A 21914-nucleotide genomic window follows, 5' to 3' on the forward strand; every position below is an offset into this window, starting at 1 on the left:
TCCATGAGTTCATAGATGATGTCGCCGTCGGGGCGGGTGTCGCCCAGCGGCCTGGGGCCCTGGTAGCGCCACTGCATCCAGCGGCCGGAGTTGATGATGGATCCTTCCTTCTCAATGGATACCGCGCAGGGGAGCATGAAGACCTCGGTCTTGATCTTTGTGGGATCCATGTCCGGGCCTTTCCAGAAGCTGGCGGTCTCGTTGTCGAAGATGTTGACGTTGACCATCCAGTCGAGCTTGGTCATGGCCTCGCGGGTCTTAGTGGAGTTGGCCCCGCCGCAGGCCGGGTTCTGCCCCCAGGCGAAAAAGCCCTTGAACTGACCCTTGAGCATCTCATCGAAGAGAACCAGCCAGCTGTAGTCACGGGCTGATCCGGATTCGAGCTTGGGCAGATAGTTGTACGAGGTGGCCGGGTCGACATCCATCCACATGGATTTGAGCAGGCTGGCCATGTACTTGGGTTTGTTCTGCCACCAGTTGGCGGACATGGGATCAGTGGAAGACGGCGTGTTCTTGGCGTTGTAGTCGGTCAGGGAAGCCAGACTGGAGGTCGGCGTTCCCAGGTATCCCGGCAGGATGTGGTAAAGCAGAGCATGGTCAGTGGAGCCCTGGACGTTGGACTCGCCGCGCAGGGCGTTGACTCCGCCGCCGGCCACGCCGATGTTGCCCAAGAGAAGCTGGATAATGGCCATGGTCCGGATATTCTGGACGCCCACGGTGTGCTGGGTCCAGCCCATGGCGTACATGATGGTCCCGGACTTGTCCGGGGCCCCGGTGGAGGCGTAGGCCTCGTAGACCTTGATCAGATCGGCCTCGGGGGTCCCGGAGACGTTGGAGACGTCCTTCATGTTGTAGCGGTCGAAATGCTTTTTCAGAAGCTGGAAGACGCAACGGGGATTTTGCAGGGTGTTGTCCCGCTTGGGCACACCGTTGGAATCCTTTTCAAAGGCCCAAGTGGACTTGTCATAGTTCCTGGTCTTGGGATCGAAGCCGGAAAAGAGACCGTCCTTGAACCCGTACTTCTCGTTCACGATGAAGGAGGCGTTGGTGTAGTTGATCAGGTAGTCCTGAAAGAACTTTTTCTTTTCAAGGATGTACTTGATCATGCCGCCCAGAACGGCGATGTCGGCCCCGGACCGGATAGGGGCGTAGATGTCGGCCTTGGTCGAGGTTCTCGTGAACCTGGGGTCGACGTGAATGACCGTGGCCCCGTTGTCCTTGGCCTTCATGACCCATTTGAAGGAGATGGGATGGTTTTCGGCAGCGTTGCTGCCCATGATCAAAATGCAATCACTGTTCTTGAGGTCGATCCAGTGATTGGTCATCGCACCGCGCCCGAACGACTCTGCCAGAGCCGCAACAGTGGCGCTGTGTCAGATACGCGCCTGGTGCTCCACGAACACCAGGCCAAGCGATCTGAGGAAGGTCTGGTAGGCCCAGCACTCCTCGTTGTCCATGGCCGCCGAACCGACCGAGGCCATGCCCATGGTCCGGTTGACGGTCTGCCCCTTGTCATTCTTCTCCAGAAACGAGGCGTCCCGGGTGTCCTTGATCAGATGGGCGATGCGGTCCAGGGCCCAGTCCCAGGATTTGACTTCCCATTCCTTGGCATAGGGAGCCCGGTAGAGGACGTTGGTGATGCGGTCCTTGTTCTCGGCCAATTGCCAGAGAGATGCACCCTTGGCGCACAGGGACCCTTCGTTGATGGGATGGTCGGGGTCGCCCTCGACGTTGATGGCCCGGCCGGCGTTGTCCTTGGACGTGTGGACAACGAGTCCACATCCGACGGCACAGTAGCAGCAGACCGAAGTGGTCTGCTTGGCCCAGCGCAACTTCAAGAGTTGGGCCTGGGCCACGGTGGGCTTGACCAGATCGATGCCCAGGCCGCCGAAGGCTGCGACAGCCGCGGTGGCACCGGTCAGTTTGAGAAATTTTCTTCGACAGATTTCCATGCATTCCTCCTGAACGGAAAGGTTGCTCAGCGTCCCCGAATTTCCCGCCCCAGCCGGACAAGCCGGTCGTACCCGGCCAGAAAGGTGGGGGGGATTTCGGGAAACCATAGCCGGTCGTGAAGCCGGTCCTGCCTTGGGCAGGGCCGTAACTTCATGCGGGCGGCCCCGGTCAGGACCGATCCCGTCAAGGCCGCACCAAGGCCGAAAAATGGCAGTGGCGCGGGTTGGAGTGTAGATTTGATGGTCATAGAACCTCCCATTTCAAAAGACGATCACTTCGATATCTTTTGATATGATCACTCAATAGGACTGGGGGGATATACGGACAACAAAGAGACTATTGCTTTTGATCTGGCACCAAAGCGCAGAGGGCCTTGGCAAAGAGGGGGAAGAGGTCCTGTTCACGATGGTTGTGACGGAACTCGATTTCCTTGAGATAGAGGGGAAAGCGGTGCGGCGTGATGCCGTTGTAGCTCATGAGGAGTTGGCGGGCTTCAAGCCAGAAGGGGGAAGGGAAGGCGTCCAAATGTATGGGGCGAGGATTGGCCCTGATGGAAAAGTACGGCAGAGTGTCGTTGCCGAAAAAGAGGAGACCGTTGTAGTGCTGGTAGCGGTCGGTGTAGACCAGATGGCCCATGCGTTTGATGCTCAGGCTGAAGTTCAAGTTGAAATGGAAGATTGTTTCGGCGTCCAGGTTAGGGAGATAGTCGAGAAAAACGAAGGAACTGCGGTCCAGAAGGCCGAAGACGGGGATGAAATGGGGATCGCGGTCCGTCCGGTCCATTTTCAATTTCGTTCCGGTCAGGCCGATCTTGGGGGCCAGTTCGGGCGAGAGCAGGATGTCGGCGTCCAGGGACTGGGCCAGAATCGAGAAGCGCAGGATGGTCAGAGCCTTGTAGACGGTGTTGTAGACCAGATCCATTTCCCGGGCCACGGCGTTGGCGGTGGGCAATCGCACGTAAAGTCGCAACAGGCGGACCCAATTTAGGGGGCTGATACTGCAGAGGTTGAGCCAGCGTCGGGAAAAGGCGTGGAAGGTGTAGCGGCAGCGGCCGCAACGCATGCGTCCCTCTGACAGTCGGTAGACGTTTTTATGGCCGCATCGGGGGCAGAATGGTCCGCCATCGGGCCAGCAGAAGCCTTCCATCCATTGTTTGGCCTCATTCTCGTTCTCGAAAACGGCCTGGGGAACCGATTCGTCCGTTTCGGGGTGTCCGGCGATCAGTCCGGTCTGGCTGGCCTGCTTGAGAATTCGCCGGGCCTTGGCCAGATCGTTGGGGAAATTGATATTGAAGAAGGCGATGCCATCGGGGCCGTCGGGATTGTAGGGAACGTGGCAGCGGGTCTTGGGTGGAAAGATTGACCACAGGCTGCGCCGGCCCTGGGCCAGGGCCTTACGAATGAGTGGCAAGGCCTCGGGTTCGTACACGGACACCAAGGACTCGACGTATCCGGTGCCCGGCTGGAGAAATGTGGTCATCAGGGTGCCCGGGGGACGCTTGACCCATGCCTCGATCAGGCGCTGAAGGGTGTTGCTATCCATGAAGGGCAGATCGCAGGATGTTACCAGACAGGGGCGGCCCGTCCGGTCCAGAATGCTGGCCACGCCCCCGGCCGGGCCGAGACCGGGGACGGCGTCAGGAATCCAGGGAACGTCCAAGCCGTGGGACGTCGCGTCCCGGCCGACAACCCAGACTTCATCGACTAGGCCTTCCAGCCTCCGGACACTGGCCACGAGCTGGTCGTCAACACCGAGACGAATCCGGGCCTTGTCACGGCCCAGCCGTGAGCTGCGGCCTCCGGCCAGTACAGCTCCGATCAGGGCAGGCGGTTCCGAATGCGGGTCTGGCATGGTGTACGGACTCCTGCGGGCTTTCAGAAGCCCCAGGCCGAAAGGGTTGGACGCTGAAACCCGTTTTCGCGAGCCAGGATGTCCAAGGCCAGGGATTCAAGGTCGTCCAGAACCGGAACCGAGACCTTGTCGAAATTCCGGAAGTCGGCGGTCTTAATGTACCTCATGCATGACCGGCAGACTTCGACCCTGAAGCCCGGTACTTCCTTGGCCTCGAAGTATTCGAGGCGGGCCGTGTTCTCCTCCCGACAGAAGGGGCATTGGAGACGTTTGGCCCGGTAGTCGGTCAGACAGAAGGAGCAGGTCAGAAACCGGTGCCCTTCGATTTGCCTGAGCGATCCTATCAGGGGTGGTGAACCGCAAATGGGGCAATGGCCGTGCTGCCAGGTTTTCAAGGAGTCGTAGTGGAGGGCGATTTTGGCGGCGAAGGCCATGAGCCCCGGGGTGAGGGCCGACTGGACCAGGAAGTTCAGAAGCCTCGGGGCCTGGGGCGTACGCTCACCGTATGAGGCCAACCAGGAGTCGTCAGCCTGAACGAATTTGATGAAGGCTTCGTCAATGACAATTTCACCGGAATTCAGCATTTCGTTCAGGGTCGATGCGGATGTTGCCAGTTCTCCTTCCCGCTCCTTGAGCATGCCCAGCAATTCCCGAAACAGGGCCTCGGATCCTTTCGGATCGAAGCCGAAGGCTTCTCGAGGGCAGAGGGGGACACCTTGAAGGTTTCGCTCGGGAGATTCGATCGTTTTCGGATCGGGGTCACCAGGGGCGATGGTCTCCAGGGCCTTCATCTGTCTTGAAACTGTCTCAGTGACGAGGGTCAGGAGCTGAGCCGGAAGAAGATCCCCTGAGGACAGGGCCTTGATCTTTTTTTGCCACAGGCGGCGAAGGTGTTCGTAGTCGATGGTCATGTTGACTCCTTGTAAGTGGTATGTAGGGCAAATCACGGGAAGGAGCAGGTGAGCATATATTACTCATGGTATGGCACAAAATCTGACTCAATCATTCGATGGACCGAAAAAAAATGAGTTGAGCACCTATTTCCAGTTGATTATTGACTTTGCCCAGAAAAGGAAAGAGGGTGAAACATCATGAAGTTCACGGTCCTTCAGCTGGCCCGGCTGGCCGGATTTCTCTGTCTTCTGGGGCTTGTTTTGTCTGTTCTGGCCTGCAACGGCCCGAGCCCTTCGCACCGAGACGATCATTCCTCTCCGGGGGTATCTCCGACGGAGATCCTGCTCGGTTCTTCTCTGCCCCTGACGGGCCATGCCCGGTATCTTGGTATCCAGACCCTTCGGGGTGCCATGACCTACATCGACGAGGTCAATAACAAGGGTGGAGTCCATGGGCGAAAGATTCGGGTTGTGGCCTACGACGACCGGTACGACCCGCCCATGTGCCTGGCCAACACCCAACGTCTGATCATCGAAGAACAGGTTTTCGCCCTGTTCTGCTATGTGGGGACTCCGACCACCGTCAAGATCATCCCCATGGTCGAGGACGCCAGAATTCCCCTTCTGGGCATGTTCACCGGAGCCAACGCACTTCGAGAGCCCTTCAACCGCTATATCATCAATGTCCGAGCCTCGTACTACCAGGAAACCAGAGCAGCGGTCCGGCACCTGGTCAAGGATCTGGGTATTGAAAATATTGCAGTCTTCTACCAGTACGACGCCTACGGATTTGACGGTCTGACCGGCACTGAGCTGGCCCTGAAGGAGTTCGGGCTGGCTCCGGTGGCCAGGGGGACCTACGTCCGGGGAACCATGGACGTGTCCGACGGCCTGCAGAAGATCATGCATTCCGGGGCCGAGGCTGTGGTCATGATCGGGACATACGACCCGTGCGCCAAGTTCATCCAGGAGGCACTGACTCAGGGGTTTGATCCCATTTTCTACACGGTTTCCTTCGTGGGAGCCGACGAACTGGCTAGGCATTTCACCGAGGACGGGGACGAGGTCATCCTCATGTCCCAGGTGGTGCCCCCGCCCGAAGGGCCCGAAACTAGACAGCTTCTTGGGAGCGCGGCGGAATATGTTCAACTCATGGCCCGGGACTATCCCGACGACAAGCCCAACTTCGTGGGCCTCGAAGGATACATCAACGCTCGGGTTTTGGTTGAGGGTCTCAGGCGAGCCGGTCCGAACCTGACCCGGGAGGGGTTCATCCAGGCCATCGAGTCTATGGATCAGTACTCCCTGGGCGGTGACACGAGCATAAGCTTTAGCCCCAGGGATCATCAGGGGATGGAGAGGGTTTATTTCACCAGGTTGCGGGGAGGTCAGTTCGTACTGGTCAGCGAACAGGATTGGCAGGACATGGCCAACGAAATCGAGATCAAGCGGCACAATCATGAGAGATTTGATCACGGGATGGAGGCTGCGGCTCTCCACGATCAGCCTGAACAATAAGATCTTTTTCTCCACCCTCTTCGTTATTTTGGTCATCAGCGCGGCCATTGCCCTGCTGGCCAGGTGGATTCTTGTCTCCAGTCTGGAGTCCGAACTCCAGACCCGCGGTGTGGCCATCGCCCATAGCATCGCCGAGCGGGGCAGCGGGTTCATCCTGGAAAACAACAAGCCCATGCTCCTGAGCCTCATCTACGACGAGGCCACCCTCAGGGAGCGCCGCCAGCTCATCAACTACATCTTCATCACCGATCGGGAAGACAACATCCTGTCTCATACCCTGACCAAGCCGTTCCCGAAGACTGTCCCAGAGGCCAATCCGCTCCGAGACGGGGCGGCCAGCAGCATGGCCCTTCTGGACGTGGACGGGCGGCCGACCTATGACATCGCCGTACCTATCCGCGAGGGTATCTATCGGATTGGATCGGTCCACGTCGGTCTGAGCAAGGTCCACATGGACCAGTTGGTGGCCACCCTGAGGACGACCTTCCTGGGCTTCATCTCGGCCGTTGTCGTCATCATCTTCATCATCAGCCTCAAGCTGGCCAAGTCCATCACCCGCCCCCTGACCCAACTGACCAAGATTTCCGACGAGATCAGTCGGGGCAACTTCGACTTCAAGTTCGACTCGCTGAAGCACGGGGTGGACTGGGACGTGTCCAAATGTCCGGCCTATCGTGATACCAACGTGCCCTGTTGGCATGTGGACGATCAGATTCAGGCCCACGATCTGCCCCCTGAGGCGTTGCACAACTGCAAGGAGTGTTTGTTCTATTCCAAGCGCCAGGGTGACGAGGTCGTCCAACTGGCCGACTCGTTCATGAACATGGTCTGGAGCATCCGCCTCTACCGACGCCGTCTCCAGGAGTCCGAGGCCAAGTACAAATCCTTGTTTGACAGCGGGCCGGACCCCATCTTCGTCGTCGACGCGTTCAGCGGTGAGATTCTGGACGGCAACCCCCGGGTAGAGGAACTGTACCTCTACACCAAGGGCGAGTTTCTGGGGATGAACTTCGTCGACCTGGGCCCTGAGCACAACAAGGATTTCCTGTCACATTTCGAGGCCGGATACGATACGACGGGCTTCGCCTATTTTCCAAAGATGCTTCATTACAAGAAGGGTGGCCAGCCCTTTTTCGTCAACATGCATGCCTGCCCCATCAGCTACAAAGGCAGACAGGCCATCATCGTGGCCGCCACGGACATCACTGAGATGATAGAAAAAGACGCCCAGCTCATCCAGTCCAGCAAGATGAAGACCCTTGGTGAGATGTCGGCTGGCATCGCCCATGAATTGAATCAGCCCTTGAACGCCATCAAGATGGGAAGCGACTACCTTGCCATGGCCATTGAGCAGGATCTGGATTTGACTCCGGATCAGACCAGGGAGGTAGTTCGGGACATGAGCGTCCAGGTGGATCGGGCCACGGAAATCATCAACAACCTTCGGGCGTTCGGTCGGAAATCGAGCCTGATCACCGAGAGTTTGGACCTGAACAAACCGGTGCGAGGGGTCCTGTCCATCGTTCGACGACAGTTCAAGCTGGAGAACGTGGAGTTCGAACTCGACCTGGCCGAGGGCCTGCCCATGATCCGGGCTCAGGATAACCGCTTGCAGCAGGTATTTTTCAATATCGTGACCAACGCCCGGGATGCCATTCTGGAGCGCGGACAGCGGCTTGCCCAGCCCTATGACGGCCTGATCAGGGTGAAGACCTTCCTCCAGGCTGACGGTCGGGTCGGCGTCAGCTTCACGGACAACGGCATCGGCATATCCAAGGAAAACAGGGACAAGATCTTCGAGCCCTTTTTCACCACCAAGGAGGCCGGGCAGGGCATGGGCCTTGGACTGGCCATCTCCTACGGGATCATCAAGGACTACGGAGGGGAAATCCAGATCATGGGCAAGGAGGGCGAGGGCACTACGTTCACCATCTCGTTCCCGGCTCTCAAGACCCAGTCATGAACAGAATCCTGGTCATCGACGATGAACGGCCGACGCTGAAGATGTTTTCCCTTTTTCTGCGGGCCTACGGATTCGACATGCTGGCGGCCGAGAGCGGTCGGGAAGGGCTGGAGATCTTCGAGCGGGAAAAGCCCCCTCTGGTGCTGACGGACGTCAAGATGCCCGGAATGGACGGACTGGGCGTACTCAAGCGGATCAAGGAGATTTCTCCGGAGTCCGAGGTCATAGTGGTCACCGGACATGGGGACATTGATCTGGCTTTGAAGACCTTGCGTCTTGGGGCGGCGGATTTCATTGCCAAGCCTATCGATCGCACGAGTCTGGAGGCGGCACTGAGCAGGGCCCGAGAGCGATTGGATTTGGCCCGGGAGAAGCGGGAGGAGATTCAGGTTCAGGAGACGGATCACGCCCTGATCCTTAACTTCCGGGGCCATGTCAATGCGCCGTCGGAGCCTTTTCTCGCTCGGGCTATGACCAGGGCTTTGGAGGCGAACAAACCCCTTGTGCTTTTCAATTTCAATCCAAACATCTCGGTCAACGGCGTTGGCATGACCCTGCTGAGCGGGGCCATCGACCGGGCCGAACAGGCCGGAAAAACGGTTCGAATCGCCGGCCTTCCGGGACATTTCCGCCAGGTTTTCGAGGCCGTGGGCATAGCCTCCAGGGCCGAGATTCACGACAGCCTGGATGCGGCCATGGCCTTGCCCTGATTCGATTTTTTCTCTATATTCCTCCGAAATGGCCCCCCTTATGTCGGGCCTGCCCCCCCGAATACCCCCAAAGGATCGGCAAAGACCGAGAATCGTCCTTCCCGGGCAAAGGCGGCCAAGGACATGGATTCGTCCCGGATGATGGACATGGCTCCGGTGGTCGTGGCTGATCGGCTGACCACGGCGCGAAACCCTGCCCTGGCGGCCTTGGTGGCTAGAGAGGCGGTTATCCGGGCTGAAACGAACAGGACTAGTGAATCGGGAGTCCGGTGTTTCCGAAGGGCCCATGCCGCCAGACGATCCAGGCAATTGTGGCGGCCAATGTCTTCGACGGCATGGACCATGGCCCCTGTACCGGGATCAAAGAGCCCGGCCCGGTGAAAGCATCCGGTTCGGTCCCATTGTCCTCCGACGGTCATGAAGTTGCGCATGGCTGTCAGGACACGATCCGGGGCCATGGGTTTCAGCGCCCCGATGGACCTGGGCCGGGGGTCGGGACCAGGCCGAAAAAAGAACTCGGATCGGCCGTTTTCGTCATGAGTATCTATCCCGTCCGGGACTGGCATCTCTCCCGGAGTGCAGTATTCGATCAGAGCGTAGCCGCTGGCCAGGTCCTCAAGGTCGCAGGGAAAGGCCCAGAGCCTTTGTGGAGGCCTTTGAGGCCAGTGTACGGTAATCCGGACTTCCGGGGCTATCCAGTCCTCGAAGGTTTTCCAGCGGCCATCCTTGAACTGACGGCATAGACCTTTGTCCGGACCTGGCCCCTGGGAGGCGGTGCTGGTCATGGTCTATCCTCGTCAAGAGAACATGAGTCGCCGCAGCATGGGCCGGAAAGACTTGCGTAGGCCAGAAGAATCCTGGCCTCGCGCTGTTTCCGGATTTCGTCCGCGGGCCAGGCCGGAGCTTCGGCGGCCATGGCCAAGACAGTTCTCCAGGAGGGAAACTCCGAGGAGCCCTCCAGAATTTCCTTTTCGTCGGCGGTCCTTGTCAGAAAGAATTCTTTTGTGTCCGTGACCAGAGTCAGGGGAAAGGGGCCGTCGGGGCCCAGACGGGCCGCGGCCACGCTTTGACGGAGAAATGTGCCGGGCTTGCCGAAGCAGAAGAGTACGGCCATGAGGGGCTTGCCGTCAGGCTTGAAAGCGGCAATGTCGATGGTCTGTTCTGCGGTCTGGCCATCGACGATGACCCGGATTTGGGTTCTTGGCTTCAAGGACTCCTTGGGAAAGCCGCATTCCTCGGTCATGAGCCGGGCCAGGGCCTGACGGAGGTCCTCGAAGGTCGAGTTTCGAATTTCTTGGCCGGTCAGATAGTCGAGGATGGTGCCCTCAAGGCTAGTCTCGTGCATTGTACCCCTTACGACGACTGGCAGGTTTCGAGGACGTCGTCCGGGACCCGGGTCAGGGCCGCATTCTTTCCCGAAACAACCTGCCCCAGGTTTTCCAGGCCGAGGACTCGGGCCGGAACGGCGGTCAGCATAGGTACGAGCCGTTCCAGACCCAGAGGGTTTTCGAGATGGCTCTGGAGGAACACGGCCTCGGACCAGAGCCGAAGATCGTCGTTGGATGCCAGGCTGTCGGTCCCCATGCAGAGCGGAATTTCTGTCTGCAGCAGATCCGTCCATCGGGCCTGACCGACTCCGATGTAGGCGTTGCTCCTGGGACAGAGGCATACCGTGGCCCCGGAGTCAACCAAAAGAGCGATGTCCCGATCGTTCAGATGGACACAGTGCACGGCAAGGGTCTTGGCGTCGAGAAGACCGAGGCGCTGGGCATGGTCTACGGGGGAATGTCCCGGATGGGCGTAGCCGGAGGGCAGGATCCTCTTGGCCAGGAGTTGGCGAAGTGGTCCTGAGCCGGAAAGAAGAAGTTCCGTCTCACCCGGATGTTCGGCCAGATGGATGCTGAAGGGCTGATTTCGTGCCCGGGTCTCGGCCTTGGCTGCAGAGAGGATCGTCGGGGCAGTGGAATACAGGGCGTGTCCGGACGGGATGGCGTGCGCGGCCGTTGTCGGCAATGGCGTCTCGACGTCCGGACAGCGGTCCTTGAAGCCGATTCGCTCCATCAATAGATGAAAACTCAGGCCGGCCCGGGTCAAGGCCTCGGCGACGGGTTCGGGCTGCCGAGAGCAGGTGTCGGCCACATGGACCACGCCGCTGTCTCTCATCTCGGCCACGGCCTGGTCCAGCGTCCCTGAATCCTGATTCATGAGATTCAGCTCTACAAGTGAGGAGACCCAGACCTCGAATCCCTGACCCCTGGCCACCAAGCCACGCAGGTGGGAGAGCTCGAGGTGGGAGTGGGCGTTGATCAGCGCCGGGCAGACATGGCCAGGGACGTTCACGATCGGTTCCGGCAGGGTGGCCGAGCAAATTCTTGGCCATGACCCTGCCGAAACGATTGTTCCCTGTCGGCAGACCACAGCGGCATCGTCCAAGCATATCGGAAGCTTGGGACTCGCAGGCCAGAGATGCTCGGCCCGGAGCGTGCCGGACCAGTCGGGAGGAGGGAATACAGCATCCGAAAATGGCATGGGGTCTAGAGCATGAGGAGCTGCTTGAGCTCCCCGATTCGCCGGCGGCTGACCGGGAGTTCGATTTTCTTGCGGCCAACGGTCCTGAGCATGAAATTACTGCCGGGCATGGAGGCGATTTCGGTGACCATGTCCAGGTTGACGAGGTATTTACGGTGGACCCGAAAGAAGCGGTGGGCCCGAAGCCGTTCCTCGAGATTCTTGAGACGGTAGGAGGTCAGGTATTTCTGAGTCGTGGTATGGACGTAACTGTAGTCCTCATAGGCCTCAACGAAGACGATCTGGTTGTAGGGAATGAGGTACATCCGCCCGTCCTGGGTGATGGGCAACTTCTCGATGTCCAGAGGGCGCCCACCCTTGCGGTCCCAAGCATGGCGAAGGGCCGAGAGTAGGCGGTCCTCGTCGTCGTCCTTGAGAGCGAGGTGGAGGGTCTCCTCCTCGGAGAACGGCCCGTCGGATCCGGAGAACCTGGATCCTTCAACAGGAGGGCGGTCCGGAACAATTCTCCTGATCCGGGCAATGGTCGTCTTGATGCGTTCTCCGTCAAATGGCCAGAGCAGATAGTCCAGTGCCCCGAGTTCGAAGGCCTTGAAGGCCGCTTGTTCTTCTTGGGCTATGAATACCAGACCGGGCCTTTGCTTCCGTTGGTTGAGAATCTGGGCCAACTCTAGGCCGCTGACACCACCTTCAAGTTCGGTGCCCAGCAGGAAGACGTCATAGGGAATGTGTTCAAGGAGCTCCAGGGCTTCGAAGGACGAAACGGCCTCTCCGAGGATGGTGATTTCCGGGGCCGTATAGAAAAGTCGTCTTGTCTTGGCCCGAATTTCGGGCGAAGGATGGATGATGAGCGCTCTGAGCTTGGCCATGTGCTCTCCCCAGTGGAATGAATCCTCCGGACGGCATTTTCCGGAGTGTCGCTGTCTGCTTGACTGGAGCGAACGACGGTCGGACCGGGTCGTCGATCCGCGGTCACTCTAAATTATTTTTTTTAGTTAATTCAAAGTAGGACCGGTGGCAAATGGCCGCCGTCAGCCGGTCGTGAGGGAAATGGAATTGACTGAACATGGCAATTTATAATTTTTAAAATTTAAAATTTCTATTTTGAAAAATTTCCCTTGCAAAGGATATATTTCTTAAGATATTGTTTTATAAATATATTTTTTTAAATCGTTTGATAATGCGACTATTTTATAATACTATTTAACAAAAAATAATATTTTTTGTTACTTTTAAATTTTTTATATGTATCGAAAGTTTTGATTGCTGGTTGGAGGTTCTAGCAATTTTTTTGAATACGGGGTATGGAGAAAACAATCTCTAAGCGCAAATTTTCAATACTCAAAGGAGCGTAATCACCCAGTCTGACCAGATCATCTTCAGCAAAACACAATTTGCAGGGATAGTCCTGACAATCCTTACAACCCAAGAGGCAAGGGGGTTAGTATGTCCAACAAAAACGTGGGCGCAGTAATGGTTGTTGGCGGTGGTATCGCCGGCATCCAGTCTGCACTGGATCTCGCGGATGCGGGGTACTTCGTGTACCTGGTCGAGAAATCGGCTGGCATCGGCGGCGCCATGGCCCAGCTTGATAAGACCTTCCCCACCAACGACTGCGCGATGTGAATACTCGCGCCCAAGTTGGTTGAGTGCGGTCGGCACTTAAACATTCAGTTGCTCACTCTGAGCGAGGTACAGAAGGTCAAAGGCGAGGAAGGGAATTTCACCGTCACAGTGAAGCAGAATCCCCGCTATGTTGACATGGACAAATGTATCGCGTGCGGCCTGTGCGCGGAGAAGTGTCCCAAAAAAGTCAGCGATGAATTCAACGAAGGTCTGAGCAAGCGCAAGGCCGCCTATATCCCGTATGGGCAGTCCGTGCCGCTTAAGTACGCCCTGGATGGAGAAAATTGTATCTACATTCAGAAGGGAAAGTGCGGGGCCTGTGAGAAGCATTGCCCCACTGGGGCCATCAAGTTCGACGACAAGGAAACCCTGCTCGAAGTCAAGGTCGGCTCCATCATTGCCGCTCCGGGTTTCAAAGCCTTCGATCCAGTTTCCTATGACATGTTCGATTTCGGCCACAATCCCGATGTGGTCACAAGTCTGCAGTACGAGCGGATTTTGTCGGCTTCGGGGCCGTGTATGGGCCATCTGCAAAGACCCTCGGACAGCGTTGAGCCCAAAAAAGTGGCTTGGCTACAATGCGTGGGTTCGCGGAACACGAATCAGTGCGCCAACGGCTATTGCAGTAGCGTCTGCTGCATGTACGCCATCAAGCAGGCCATCGTCTCCGCCGAGCACGCCTCTGGCGACCTGGAGTGCACCATCTTCTACATGGACATGCGCACTCACGGTAAGGAATTCGAGAAATACTACGAACTGGCCAAGGAAAAAGGAATCAAGTTCGTCCGCAACCGCATCCATACCGCCTATCCCAAGGAAGGCGGAGGCGTACTCCTGGAGTACATGGGCGATGACGGCAAGCTGACCCGTGAACCCTTCGACATGTTTGTGTTGTCCGTGGGCCTTGAAACCGGCCCCGAGGCACTGCAGCTGGCCGAGACTCTGGGCATCGAACTGGACGCCTACAAGTTTGCCAAGACCACGAGCTTCGAACCGGTGGCCACCACCCGGCCGGGCATCTATGCCTGCGGCTGCTACCAGGGGCCAAAGGACATCCCCCAGTCTGTGACCGAGGCCTCGTCCGCAGCCTTTGCCGCGGTAAAGACCCTGGCTTCCGAGCGGGGATCCCTGACCAAGGCCAAGACCTTCCCCCCAGAAAAAGATCTGGCGGCGGACGAACCCAAGATCGGTGTCTTTGTCTGTTCTTGCGGGATCAACATCGCTGGAACGGTAGATGTGAAGAAAGTCTGTGAATATGCTGAGACGTTGCCTAACGTGGTTTACGTCAAGAACAACATGTTTTCCTGCTCGGCGGACACTCAGGCCCTCATCGCTCAGGAAATCAAGGCCAACGACCTGAACCGGATCGTCATCGCGGCCTGTACGCCCAGGACTCACGAACCCCTGTTCCAGGAAACCATTCGTGAAGCGGGTCTGAACCCCTACCTGGTGGAGATGGCCAACATCCGTAACCAGAATAGCTGGGTCCATCAGAAAGAGCCTGAAAAGGCCACGGAGAAGGCCATCGACCAGGTCCGCATGGCCGTTGCCAAGGCCCGTCTGCTCCAGCCCCTGGACGCCTTGTCGGTTCAAGTCAATCAGACCGCGTTGGTCGTGGGTGGCGGTGTGGCAGGCATGACTGTGGCATTGGGCCTGTCCAAGCAGGGCTTTGACACCGTTCTGCTTGAGAAGACCTCGACCCTGGGTGGAAACGCTTTGGCTTTGAACAAAACATGGAAGGGCGAGGAGATCTCCCCCTATGTGAAGGAATTGGCCGCCAAGGTTGAAGCGACCAAGGGCATCAGGGTCTACAAGAACGCCGCCTTAAAAACCTGCAAGGGTTCGGTGGGCGATTTTGTTAGTGAGATCGACGTAGCCGGGGAAACCAGAGCCATCAAGTATGGTGCAGCAGTCATCTGTACAGGAGCCAAGGAATCCAAGCCCAGCGAGTACCTCTACGGGCAGGATGACCGGGTCTTTACACACCTGGAGTTTGATAAGGAGCTTCGGGAGCACGGGCCGGCCATAGCCAAGGCCGGGAGCACGGTGTTCATTCAGTGCGTGGGCTCCCGCGAGCCGGGACGCATGTGGTGTAGCCGGGTGTGTTGCACGCACACCATGGAATCGGCCTTGGAAGTCAAAAAGGCCAACAAGGATATGAACGTCGTGGTCCTGTACCGAGACATCAGGACCTACGGAGCCCGTGAGGATCTCTTCAAGGCCTGCCGAGACCAGGGCGTCATCTTCATTCGCTACAGCCTGGACAAGAAGCCTCAGGTCACCAAGCGGGGGAACGATCTGGTCATCACGGTCGAGGATCACATCCTGAAGCAGAATGTGGAGATCAGGGCCGACTATCTGGTGTTGGCCTCGGCCATTGAGCCCAGAGACAACAAGTCCTTGGTGGAACTCTACAAATGTGGTCTGAACGCTGACGGGTTCCTTTCAGAGGCACATCCGAAGCTTCGTCCGGTGGACATGACCGTGGATGGCATGTTTCTGGCTGGCATTTGCCACTACCCCAAGCCTCTGGACGAAACCATCGCCCAGGCTCAGGCGGCTGTGGCCAGGGCCACATTGATCTTGTCCAAGTCCGAGATGACCCTCGACTCAATCAAGTCCTACCCCACGGAGAACTGCGATGGGTGCGCTCTGTGCGTGGACACCTGTCCCTATGGGGCAATCACTCTGATCGAGTATCGGGCCGAAGACGGAAGGACGGCCAGAAAGATAGAAACCAACAAGGCCCTGTGCAAGGGGTGTGGTATCTGCGAGGCCACCTGTCCCAAGATGGGCGTTTTTGTCAGCGGCTTCACCAATATTCAGCTCGAAGCCCAGCTTGGAGCGGTCTTGGAGAATATATAGCCCGAAGCCATGGACCAACCGTGGCCTAACAATTCGACACCAAGAAAGGAGACATATCGATGACTGGTAATTTCGAGCCGGTAATCGTTGGATTCCTCTGCAACTGGTGCGCCTACGCCGGAGCCGATCTGGCAGGGGTTTCCAGGCTGCAATATCCACCGAACATGCGGGCTATCCGGGTCATGTGCTCCGGGATGGTTCATCCCAACCTTGTCGTGGAGGCTCTGGAAAAAGGCGCTGACGGCGTCATCGTCATGGGCTGACACCTCGGCGAATGTCATTACCTGGATGGTAATCACAAAGCATTGGCAAGGGCGCAGGCCATTACCCTGGTTCTTGAGGACATGGGGATCAATCCGGAACGCTTCAGGATCGAGTGGGTTTCTTCGGCAGAGGCCCCTCGCTTCCAGGAAGTGGTGACCAAGTTCACCGAGAAGATCAAGGAGCTGGGACCCAATCCCCTTCGAGAGGAGAAAAAACGAGCCGCCAGCGCATGATGACGCCCGGTTCGTCCCGGGCCAGACCCGGATCAAGAACCATGGAGGTAGAAAATGGCCAAAGTTAAGATAGCGGAAGAATGGTTGAACTCATGCTCAGGCTGTGAGATCGCCATTTTGAACATCGGCGAAGTCCTGGTTGACCTTCTGGTCAACAACCTGGATTTCGTCCACATCCCGGTGATCATGGATCACAAGTATTACGGCCAGACCGGGGAGGAGCAAAAGCTCGACATCCCCGAGGCCGTGGTCGGGATCATCAGCGGAAGCGTCCGCAACGAGGAGCACAAGGAAATCGCCGAGGAAATGCGTAAGAAGTGCCAGCTGATTATCGCTCTGGGCACCTGCGCCACTAACGGCGGCATCCCGGCCCTCATCAACATGTATAAGGACGAGGACATGCTGGATTTCGTTTATCGGCAGTCCCCCACCACCGACCCGGGACCAAACCCCACGTCCCACATCCCACCACTTCTGGAGCGTTGTTACGCCCTGGACGAAATCATCGACGTGGACATCTATCTGCCCGGGTGCCCCCCACACCCCGACTGGATCGCTGCCGCCGTCCTGGCCCTGCTGGACGGCAAGACCGAGTTCGCCATGCCCGAGCGTTCGGTTTGCGACATGTGCCCGACCAAGAAGGAGGGCAAGAAGGGCCTGGAAGACATCAAGAGAATGCTCAAGACCCCGGATTTTAATCCGGACAAACCCCTGGACGAAATGCGCTGCCTTTTGGAGCAGGGATTCCTTTGCCTGGGGCCGGTGACCAAGGCCGGATGCGGCGGCAAGGGCAAGCCACCCCGTTGTCTGAGCACCCGCATGCCCTGTCGCGGCTGCTACGGGCCGATCCGAAAGACGTCCAAGCCTCTTATCGACTACATGGGTGCCCTGGCGTCCAATGGATTCGACACCTCGAAGATGTTGGACCGTCGCGGATACCTGGGGCGTTTTTCAGGGGCTCACGGCGTTCTCAAAAGATTGGGTTAGGAGGAAACTATGGGTAAGACCTTAAATATAGCCCCGGTCTCCAGGATTGAAGGTCACGCCAGCGTGACCATCCACCTGGACGATTCGGGGAACGTCACCGACGCAAGGCTTCATGTCTTGTCCTTGCGAGGATTCGAGAAATTCGTCATCGGCCGGCCCGTCGAGGAAGTCTGCCGGATCGTGAACCGCATCTGTGGTATCTGCCCCTGGCAGCACCATCTGGCCTCCAACAAGGCAGCGGACGGCTGTCTGAACGTTACTCTGCCGCCGGCGGGCAAAAAACTCCGGGAACTTTGCCAGATGTTGGCCTACATCCCGGACAAGATCCTGCACTTCTACTTTCTGGCCGCCCCGGACTTCGTTCTTGGACCGACCTCGGACTACGCCAGCCGAAACGTCATCGGCGTGATCGGCGCGGCACCGGATCTGGCCAAGAAGGTCGTGCACATGCGCTACAAGGGCCAGATGATGCTCGAGAAGTTTGCGGGCAAAGTCATCCACCCCATCGCTGCGGTGGTTGGAGGGTATTCCAAGCCCATGAGCGAGGACGAGCGCAAGGAGCTCCTGGCCGGAGTCCTGGAGCTCAAGGACTTCTGCCTGTTCACAATGAAATTCGCCCGCGAAGATGTGTTCCCGAAGTATCTGGACGCGGTGAAAACCTTGGGCGTGTTCCCCTCAGGATATCTGGGTACAGTTCGTCCCTCAGACGGCGCTTTGGAACTCTACGATGGAGAGCTCAGGCTCATGGATCAGAACGGAAAATTTGATCAGTTCAAGTACGCTCAATACGGTGACTTCATTGGTGAGCACATCGAGGACTGGTCGTATCTGAAGTTCCCATACGCCAAGAAATGGGGCCCATTGAAACTCGACGAAAACGATCCGGTCGGCGTCTACCGTTCCAATTGCCTGGCCCGGATCAACGTCTGCGACAAGATGGCCACCCCCTTAGCCCAGGAAGAGCTGGACATTTTCCGAAAGAACTTCGGCCGTCCCGCCCATCTGACCCTTCTCTACAATTGGGCCCGACTCATTGAGTTGGTCTATTGCTGCGAGCGGGCCGAAGAGCTTCTGAACGATCCGGAGATCACCAGCCGAGAAATCAGGGCCAAGAACATTGAGCCTAAGGCCGGAGAAGGCGTGGGCTGCGTTGAGGCTCCTCGGGGGACTTTGATCCACCACTACAAGACCGATGAGAACGGCATGTGCTCCTTTGCTAATCTCATTGTCGGAACGACCCATAACAATGCACCCATGAACCTGTCGGTTAAGCAGGCCGCCAAAGCCGTTATCAAGGACGGCAAGTACGACCAGGGCATCCTAAACTTGGTGGAGGTGGCCATACGTGCCTATGACCCGTGAATGAGCTGCGCGACCCACCGCCTGGACGGCGGTATCAACGTCGAGCTGACCATCAAGGACCGGGACGGCAACGTGCTGGACATCATGAAAAACTAGGTTAGACAGACGGGCTGAAATGCACTACAAGGCCGTTGCCCCGCGGGGCGGCGGCCTTGTAGCTTTCGGGCCGGAAGGAGGATATGGGGGATGGATTGGTCCAAGATGTTCACCAGCAGGGTGGTTGTTTTTGGCTGTGGCAACGTGCTCTACGGGGACGACGGCGTGGGCCCGGCCTGCGTGGCCGCACTGGAGCATGATCCGGAATTACCCGAAGACGTCGGTCTCATCGACGCCGGGACATCTATCCGTGCCCTGCTGTTCGATCTCTGCCTGGGCGAAACAGGGCCTGACAGGGTCATCGTCGTCGATGCCATCACAGAAAGCGGACGTCGGCCCGGGGAAGTCTTCGAGGTCGATCTGGACCGGATGGACCGGAAAAAGATCCCGTATTTTTCCATGCACCAGTTCCCGACCACAAATTTGCTGAAGGACCTGCGGGACAAAACCGGAACCGACGTGCGGGTTGTGGTGGTTCAGGCCGAGAGCATCCCCGAGGCCATGTATGAAGGGCTCAGCCCGGCGGTCAGAGAATCGTTTTCCGACCTTCTGTCCTTGGTCAAATCCCTGGCCATGCCCCGAGGGTCAGACACTGTCCGATAAGATCAATCCATGTTCGACCAGTCGCATATCAGAAATTTCAGCATCATCGCTCACATCGACCACGGCAAGTCCACCCTTGCCGACCGGATCCTAGAGTTCACGGGCCTCGTCCAGGATCGGGACAGAAAGGACCAGTACCTGGACCGCATGGACCTGGAGCGGGAGCGGGGCATCACCATCAAGGCCCAGTCGGTCCGGATCCCCTATTCGGGGCGCGACGGAATCAAATATCTTTTGAACATCATCGACACCCCGGGGCATGTGGATTTCAGTTACGAGGTTTCCCGAAGTCTGGCCGCTTGCGATGGGGCTCTTCTGGTCGTGGATGCCACCCAGGGAGTAGAGGCCCAGACCCTGGCCAATGTCTACATGGCCCTCGACCATGATCTGGAGGTCCTGCCGGTTTTGAACAAGATCGATCTGCCCAGTGCCGATCCTGACCGGGTGGCCCACGAGATTGAGGAGGTCATCGGTCTGGATTGCTCAGACGTGACTCTAGTCAGCGCCAAGGCCGGAACCGGAGTTCCAGATCTATTGGAAAAATTGGTCAAGACCATTCCAGCCCCCAAGGGCAGTCCCAACGTGCCTTTGCGGGCTTTGATCTTCGATTCCTGGTACGATTCCTACCAGGGGGTGGTCGTACTGTTTCGAGTTTTGGACGGTGTCATCCGTTTCGGGCAGAAAATTCGGATGTATTCAACTGCCAAGGCCTTCGAGGTGACCAAATTGGGGGTTATCTCGCCAGATCCCATGGACATCGACGCACTCGGGCCGGGCGAGGTCGGGTTTCTCTGCGCGTCCATCAAGGAGCTCAGAGAAGCCCAGGTCGGTGACACGATCACCGCCTCGGATCGTCCGACCGCGAATCCCTTTCCGGGGTTCAAGCGGGTCAAGCCCATGGTCTTCTGCGGGCTCTATCCCGTGGAGTCGGCAGAGTACGAGATTCTCAAGGGGGCGTTGGAGAAGCTTCAGCTCAATGACGCCGCTCTGACCTACGAGGCCGAAACCTCTCACGCCCTGGGATTCGGTTTTCGGTGCGGTTTCCTTGGGCTTCTTCACATGGAAATCATCCAGGAGCGCCTGGAGCGGGAGTTTGGGGCCTCCATTATCGCCACGGCGCCGTCTGTCATCTACCGCGTCCACCGCAAGGACGGCAAGATTCTCGAGATAGATAACCCGAGCAAGCTCCCGGTGCCGGACGAGATTGAAACGGTCAACGAGCCATTTGTTCGCATGGAGATACACGTACCCAACGAGTACGTGGGCAACGTTTTCAAGCTCTGCGAAGAAAAGCGCGGCATCCAGAAGGATATGCGCTATTTGACCTCGACCCGGGTGGTCATCACCTACGAATTGCCCTTTCCCGAAATTGTCTACGACTTCTTTGACCGTCTCAAATCCATGACCAAGGGATATGCTTCCTTAGATTATGAAGTCATAGACTATCGTCCGTCGGATTTGGTCAAGTTGGACATTCTCATTAACGGGGATCCGGTGGACGCCATGAGCGTCATCGTGCATCGGGAGAATGCCTACCACCGTGGTCGGGCCCTGGCCCTGAAGCTCAAGCGGGTCATACCCAGACAGATGTTCGAGGTGGTCATTCAGGCGGCCATCGGGAACAAGATCGTGGCCCGGGAGCGCAACGCACCCCTGCGCAAGGACGTTACGGCCAAGTGCTATGGCGGGGATATTACCCGGAAGCGGAAGCTTCTTGAGAAGCAAAAGGAAGGCAAGAAGCGGATGAAGCGCATGGGCAGCGTGGAGATCCCCCAGGAGGCCTTCCTGGCCGCATTGCAGGCGGACGAATAGAACGCCCGGAGCTTCCCGGCGGCAACATCAAACAAGGCGGATAACTTCCATGGAACCTCGCTGGCAGACGGTACTCAAGGACTATGCCGAGGCCCTGATCATCGCCCTGGTCTTGGCGTTTATCATCAGGTCCTTTGTGGTCCAGGCCTTCAAGATCCCATCCGGGTCGATGCTTCAGACCCTGCAGATTGGCGACCACCTGTTGGTCAACAAGTTTTTGTATGGATTGAAGATTCCTTTCACACACATCATGGTGGCCGAGTTCAAGGATCCCTCCTTCCAGGACGTGGTGGTTTTCGAGTTTCCCGAAGATCCGTCCAAGGACTTCATTAAGCGGATCATCGGCCTGCCTGGAGACGTGATCGAGATCCGGGACAAGGCCGTCATCCGTAACGGCGAGTTGCTGGACGAGCCCTACATCCAGCACGTCGATTCCCGGATCATGCCCCGACGGGACGAAATGCCCCCTCTGACCGTGCCCGAAGGAAAGTATTTCGTCATGGGTGATAACCGTGACGAATCCTATGATTCAAGATTCTGGGGCTTCGTTGACCGCAACACCATCGAGGGCAAGGCTCTGATCATCTATTGGTCCTGGCAGGGCTTCGACAACATCCGCTGGGGCAGGATCGGGCAACTCGTGGAGTAGACC

General features: G+C 57.7%; 18 protein-coding genes and 1 pseudogene. 11 read left to right on the forward strand and 8 right to left on the reverse strand.

Annotation, left to right across the window (positions count from 1 at the left end; all coding sequences use genetic code 11):
- From fdnG to fdhE, 4 genes are all read right to left on the reverse strand, one after another.
- On the reverse strand, nucleotides 1-1952 hold a 1952-nt coding region (fdnG, locus tag EOM25_02690; protein NCC24098.1), incomplete at its 3' end, for a formate dehydrogenase-N subunit alpha.
- 26 nt (nucleotides 1953-1978) lie between these two features.
- Nucleotides 1979-2200: a hypothetical protein gene (locus EOM25_02695; GenBank protein ID NCC24099.1), complete on the reverse strand. Its 222-nt coding sequence runs from the start codon at nucleotides 2198-2200 to the stop codon at nucleotides 1979-1981.
- An 89-nt stretch (nucleotides 2201-2289) separates the two neighbouring features.
- Nucleotides 2290-3804, reverse strand: a complete 1515-nt coding sequence (locus tag EOM25_02700) for a hypothetical protein (GenBank protein NCC24100.1) — start codon at nucleotides 3802-3804, stop codon at nucleotides 2290-2292.
- A 23-nt stretch (nucleotides 3805-3827) separates the two neighbouring features.
- Nucleotides 3828-4715 carry a formate dehydrogenase accessory protein FdhE gene (gene fdhE, locus EOM25_02705; GenBank protein NCC24101.1) on the reverse strand — a complete coding sequence of 296 codons (888 nt, stop codon included), beginning with the start codon at nucleotides 4713-4715 and terminating at the stop codon, nucleotides 3828-3830.
- A 180-nt stretch (nucleotides 4716-4895) separates the two neighbouring features.
- Here fdhE and EOM25_02710 point away from each other — a divergent pair, with 180 nt between their 5' ends.
- The 3 genes from EOM25_02710 to EOM25_02720 are packed head-to-tail and all read left to right on the forward strand — an operon-like array spanning nucleotide 4896 to nucleotide 8888.
- Nucleotides 4896-6215 (forward strand): hypothetical protein, encoded by a 1320-nt coding sequence (locus EOM25_02710; protein NCC24102.1) that lies wholly within the window; start codon nucleotides 4896-4898, stop codon nucleotides 6213-6215.
- Nucleotides 6157-8178, forward strand: a complete 2022-nt coding sequence (locus EOM25_02715; protein NCC24103.1) for a PAS domain S-box protein — start codon at nucleotides 6157-6159, stop codon at nucleotides 8176-8178. The genes EOM25_02710 and EOM25_02715 overlap by 59 nt, the downstream gene beginning before the upstream one ends.
- Nucleotides 8175-8888, forward strand: a complete 714-nt coding sequence (locus EOM25_02720; protein NCC24104.1) for a response regulator — start codon at nucleotides 8175-8177, stop codon at nucleotides 8886-8888. Before EOM25_02715 ends, EOM25_02720 begins: the two co-directional genes overlap by 4 nt.
- A gap of 38 nt (nucleotides 8889-8926) precedes the next feature.
- Here the strand turns inward: EOM25_02720 and EOM25_02725 are convergent, their stop codons facing one another.
- From EOM25_02725 to EOM25_02740, 4 genes are read right to left on the reverse strand one after another with little or no spacing between them, the layout of a single operon-like run.
- Nucleotides 8927-9673, reverse strand: a complete 747-nt coding sequence (locus tag EOM25_02725) for a hypothetical protein (GenBank protein NCC24105.1) — start codon at nucleotides 9671-9673, stop codon at nucleotides 8927-8929.
- Nucleotides 9670-10233 carry a type I restriction endonuclease subunit R gene (locus tag EOM25_02730; GenBank protein ID NCC24106.1) on the reverse strand — a complete coding sequence of 188 codons (564 nt, stop codon included), beginning with the start codon at nucleotides 10231-10233 and terminating at the stop codon, nucleotides 9670-9672. The genes EOM25_02725 and EOM25_02730 overlap by 4 nt, the downstream gene beginning before the upstream one ends.
- Nucleotides 10234-10241: 8 nt before the next feature.
- On the reverse strand, nucleotides 10242-11417 hold the full coding sequence (locus tag EOM25_02735) for an S-adenosylhomocysteine deaminase (protein ID NCC24107.1): 1176 nt from the start codon (nucleotides 11415-11417) through the stop codon (nucleotides 10242-10244).
- 5 nt (nucleotides 11418-11422) lie between these two features.
- On the reverse strand, nucleotides 11423-12283 hold the full coding sequence (locus tag EOM25_02740) for a response regulator transcription factor (GenBank protein NCC24108.1): 861 nt from the start codon (nucleotides 12281-12283) through the stop codon (nucleotides 11423-11425).
- Between the two features lie 577 nt (nucleotides 12284-12860).
- Here EOM25_02740 and EOM25_02745 point away from each other — a divergent pair.
- From EOM25_02745 to lepB, 8 genes and pseudogenes are all read left to right on the forward strand, one after another.
- Nucleotides 12861-13040, forward strand: coding sequence for an FAD-dependent oxidoreductase (locus EOM25_02745; protein NCC24109.1), 180 nt, complete (start codon nucleotides 12861-12863; stop codon nucleotides 13038-13040).
- 57 nt (nucleotides 13041-13097) lie between these two features.
- Nucleotides 13098-15905, forward strand: coding sequence for a CoB--CoM heterodisulfide reductase iron-sulfur subunit A family protein (locus EOM25_02750; GenBank protein NCC24110.1), 2808 nt, complete (start codon nucleotides 13098-13100; stop codon nucleotides 15903-15905).
- Between the two features lie 59 nt (nucleotides 15906-15964).
- Nucleotides 15965-16402, forward strand: a pseudogene (locus EOM25_02755) (hydrogenase iron-sulfur subunit).
- Nucleotides 16403-16456: 54 nt separating this feature from the next.
- Nucleotides 16457-17389 (forward strand): methyl viologen-reducing hydrogenase, encoded by a 933-nt coding sequence (locus EOM25_02760; protein NCC24111.1) that lies wholly within the window; start codon nucleotides 16457-16459, stop codon nucleotides 17387-17389.
- A gap of 9 nt (nucleotides 17390-17398) precedes the next feature.
- Entirely contained in the window at nucleotides 17399-18751 is a 1353-nt protein-coding gene (locus tag EOM25_02765) for a Ni/Fe hydrogenase subunit alpha (protein ID NCC24112.1), read from the forward strand.
- A 186-nt stretch (nucleotides 18752-18937) separates the two neighbouring features.
- Nucleotides 18938-19450 carry a hydrogenase maturation protease gene (locus tag EOM25_02770; GenBank protein ID NCC24113.1) on the forward strand — a complete coding sequence of 171 codons (513 nt, stop codon included), beginning with the start codon at nucleotides 18938-18940 and terminating at the stop codon, nucleotides 19448-19450.
- Nucleotides 19451-19459: 9 nt separating this feature from the next.
- On the forward strand, nucleotides 19460-21262 hold the full coding sequence (locus EOM25_02775) for an elongation factor 4 (GenBank protein ID NCC24114.1): 1803 nt from the start codon (nucleotides 19460-19462) through the stop codon (nucleotides 21260-21262).
- 49 nt (nucleotides 21263-21311) lie between these two features.
- Nucleotides 21312-21911 carry a signal peptidase I gene (gene lepB / locus EOM25_02780; protein NCC24115.1) on the forward strand — a complete coding sequence of 200 codons (600 nt, stop codon included), beginning with the start codon at nucleotides 21312-21314 and terminating at the stop codon, nucleotides 21909-21911.
- Nucleotides 21912-21914: the final 3 nt, after the last annotated feature.

The organism is Deltaproteobacteria bacterium, assembly GCA_009929795.1.
GTDB lineage: Bacteria > Desulfobacterota > Desulfovibrionia > Desulfovibrionales > Desulfomicrobiaceae > RZZR01.

What these genes read in the sequence shown, in the direction of transcription:
- EOM25_02770 (NCC24113.1), top strand. Translation starts at nt 18,938, where the DNA reads ATGGATTGGTCCAAGATGTTCACCAGCAGGGTGGTTGTTTTTGGCTGT.
- EOM25_02740 (NCC24108.1), bottom strand. Translation starts at nt 12,283, where the DNA reads ATGGCCAAGCTCAGAGCGCTCATCATCCATCCTTCGCCCGAAATTCGG.
- EOM25_02710 (NCC24102.1), top strand. Translation starts at nt 4,896, where the DNA reads ATGAAGTTCACGGTCCTTCAGCTGGCCCGGCTGGCCGGATTTCTCTGT.
- fdhE (NCC24101.1), bottom strand. Translation starts at nt 4,715, where the DNA reads ATGACCATCGACTACGAACACCTTCGCCGCCTGTGGCAAAAAAAGATC.
- EOM25_02715 (NCC24103.1), top strand. Translation starts at nt 6,157, where the DNA reads ATGAGAGATTTGATCACGGGATGGAGGCTGCGGCTCTCCACGATCAGC.
- EOM25_02765 (NCC24112.1), top strand. Translation starts at nt 17,399, where the DNA reads ATGGGTAAGACCTTAAATATAGCCCCGGTCTCCAGGATTGAAGGTCAC.
- EOM25_02730 (NCC24106.1), bottom strand. Translation starts at nt 10,233, where the DNA reads ATGCACGAGACTAGCCTTGAGGGCACCATCCTCGACTATCTGACCGGC.
- EOM25_02720 (NCC24104.1), top strand. Translation starts at nt 8,175, where the DNA reads ATGAACAGAATCCTGGTCATCGACGATGAACGGCCGACGCTGAAGATG.
- EOM25_02695 (NCC24099.1), bottom strand. Translation starts at nt 2,200, where the DNA reads ATGACCATCAAATCTACACTCCAACCCGCGCCACTGCCATTTTTCGGC.
- EOM25_02725 (NCC24105.1), bottom strand. Translation starts at nt 9,673, where the DNA reads ATGACCAGCACCGCCTCCCAGGGGCCAGGTCCGGACAAAGGTCTATGC.
- EOM25_02760 (NCC24111.1), top strand. Translation starts at nt 16,457, where the DNA reads ATGGCCAAAGTTAAGATAGCGGAAGAATGGTTGAACTCATGCTCAGGC.
- EOM25_02745 (NCC24109.1), top strand. Translation starts at nt 12,861, where the DNA reads ATGTCCAACAAAAACGTGGGCGCAGTAATGGTTGTTGGCGGTGGTATC.
- EOM25_02700 (NCC24100.1), bottom strand. Translation starts at nt 3,804, where the DNA reads ATGCCAGACCCGCATTCGGAACCGCCTGCCCTGATCGGAGCTGTACTG.
- EOM25_02775 (NCC24114.1), top strand. Translation starts at nt 19,460, where the DNA reads ATGTTCGACCAGTCGCATATCAGAAATTTCAGCATCATCGCTCACATC.
- EOM25_02735 (NCC24107.1), bottom strand. Translation starts at nt 11,417, where the DNA reads ATGCCATTTTCGGATGCTGTATTCCCTCCTCCCGACTGGTCCGGCACG.
- lepB (NCC24115.1), top strand. Translation starts at nt 21,312, where the DNA reads ATGGAACCTCGCTGGCAGACGGTACTCAAGGACTATGCCGAGGCCCTG.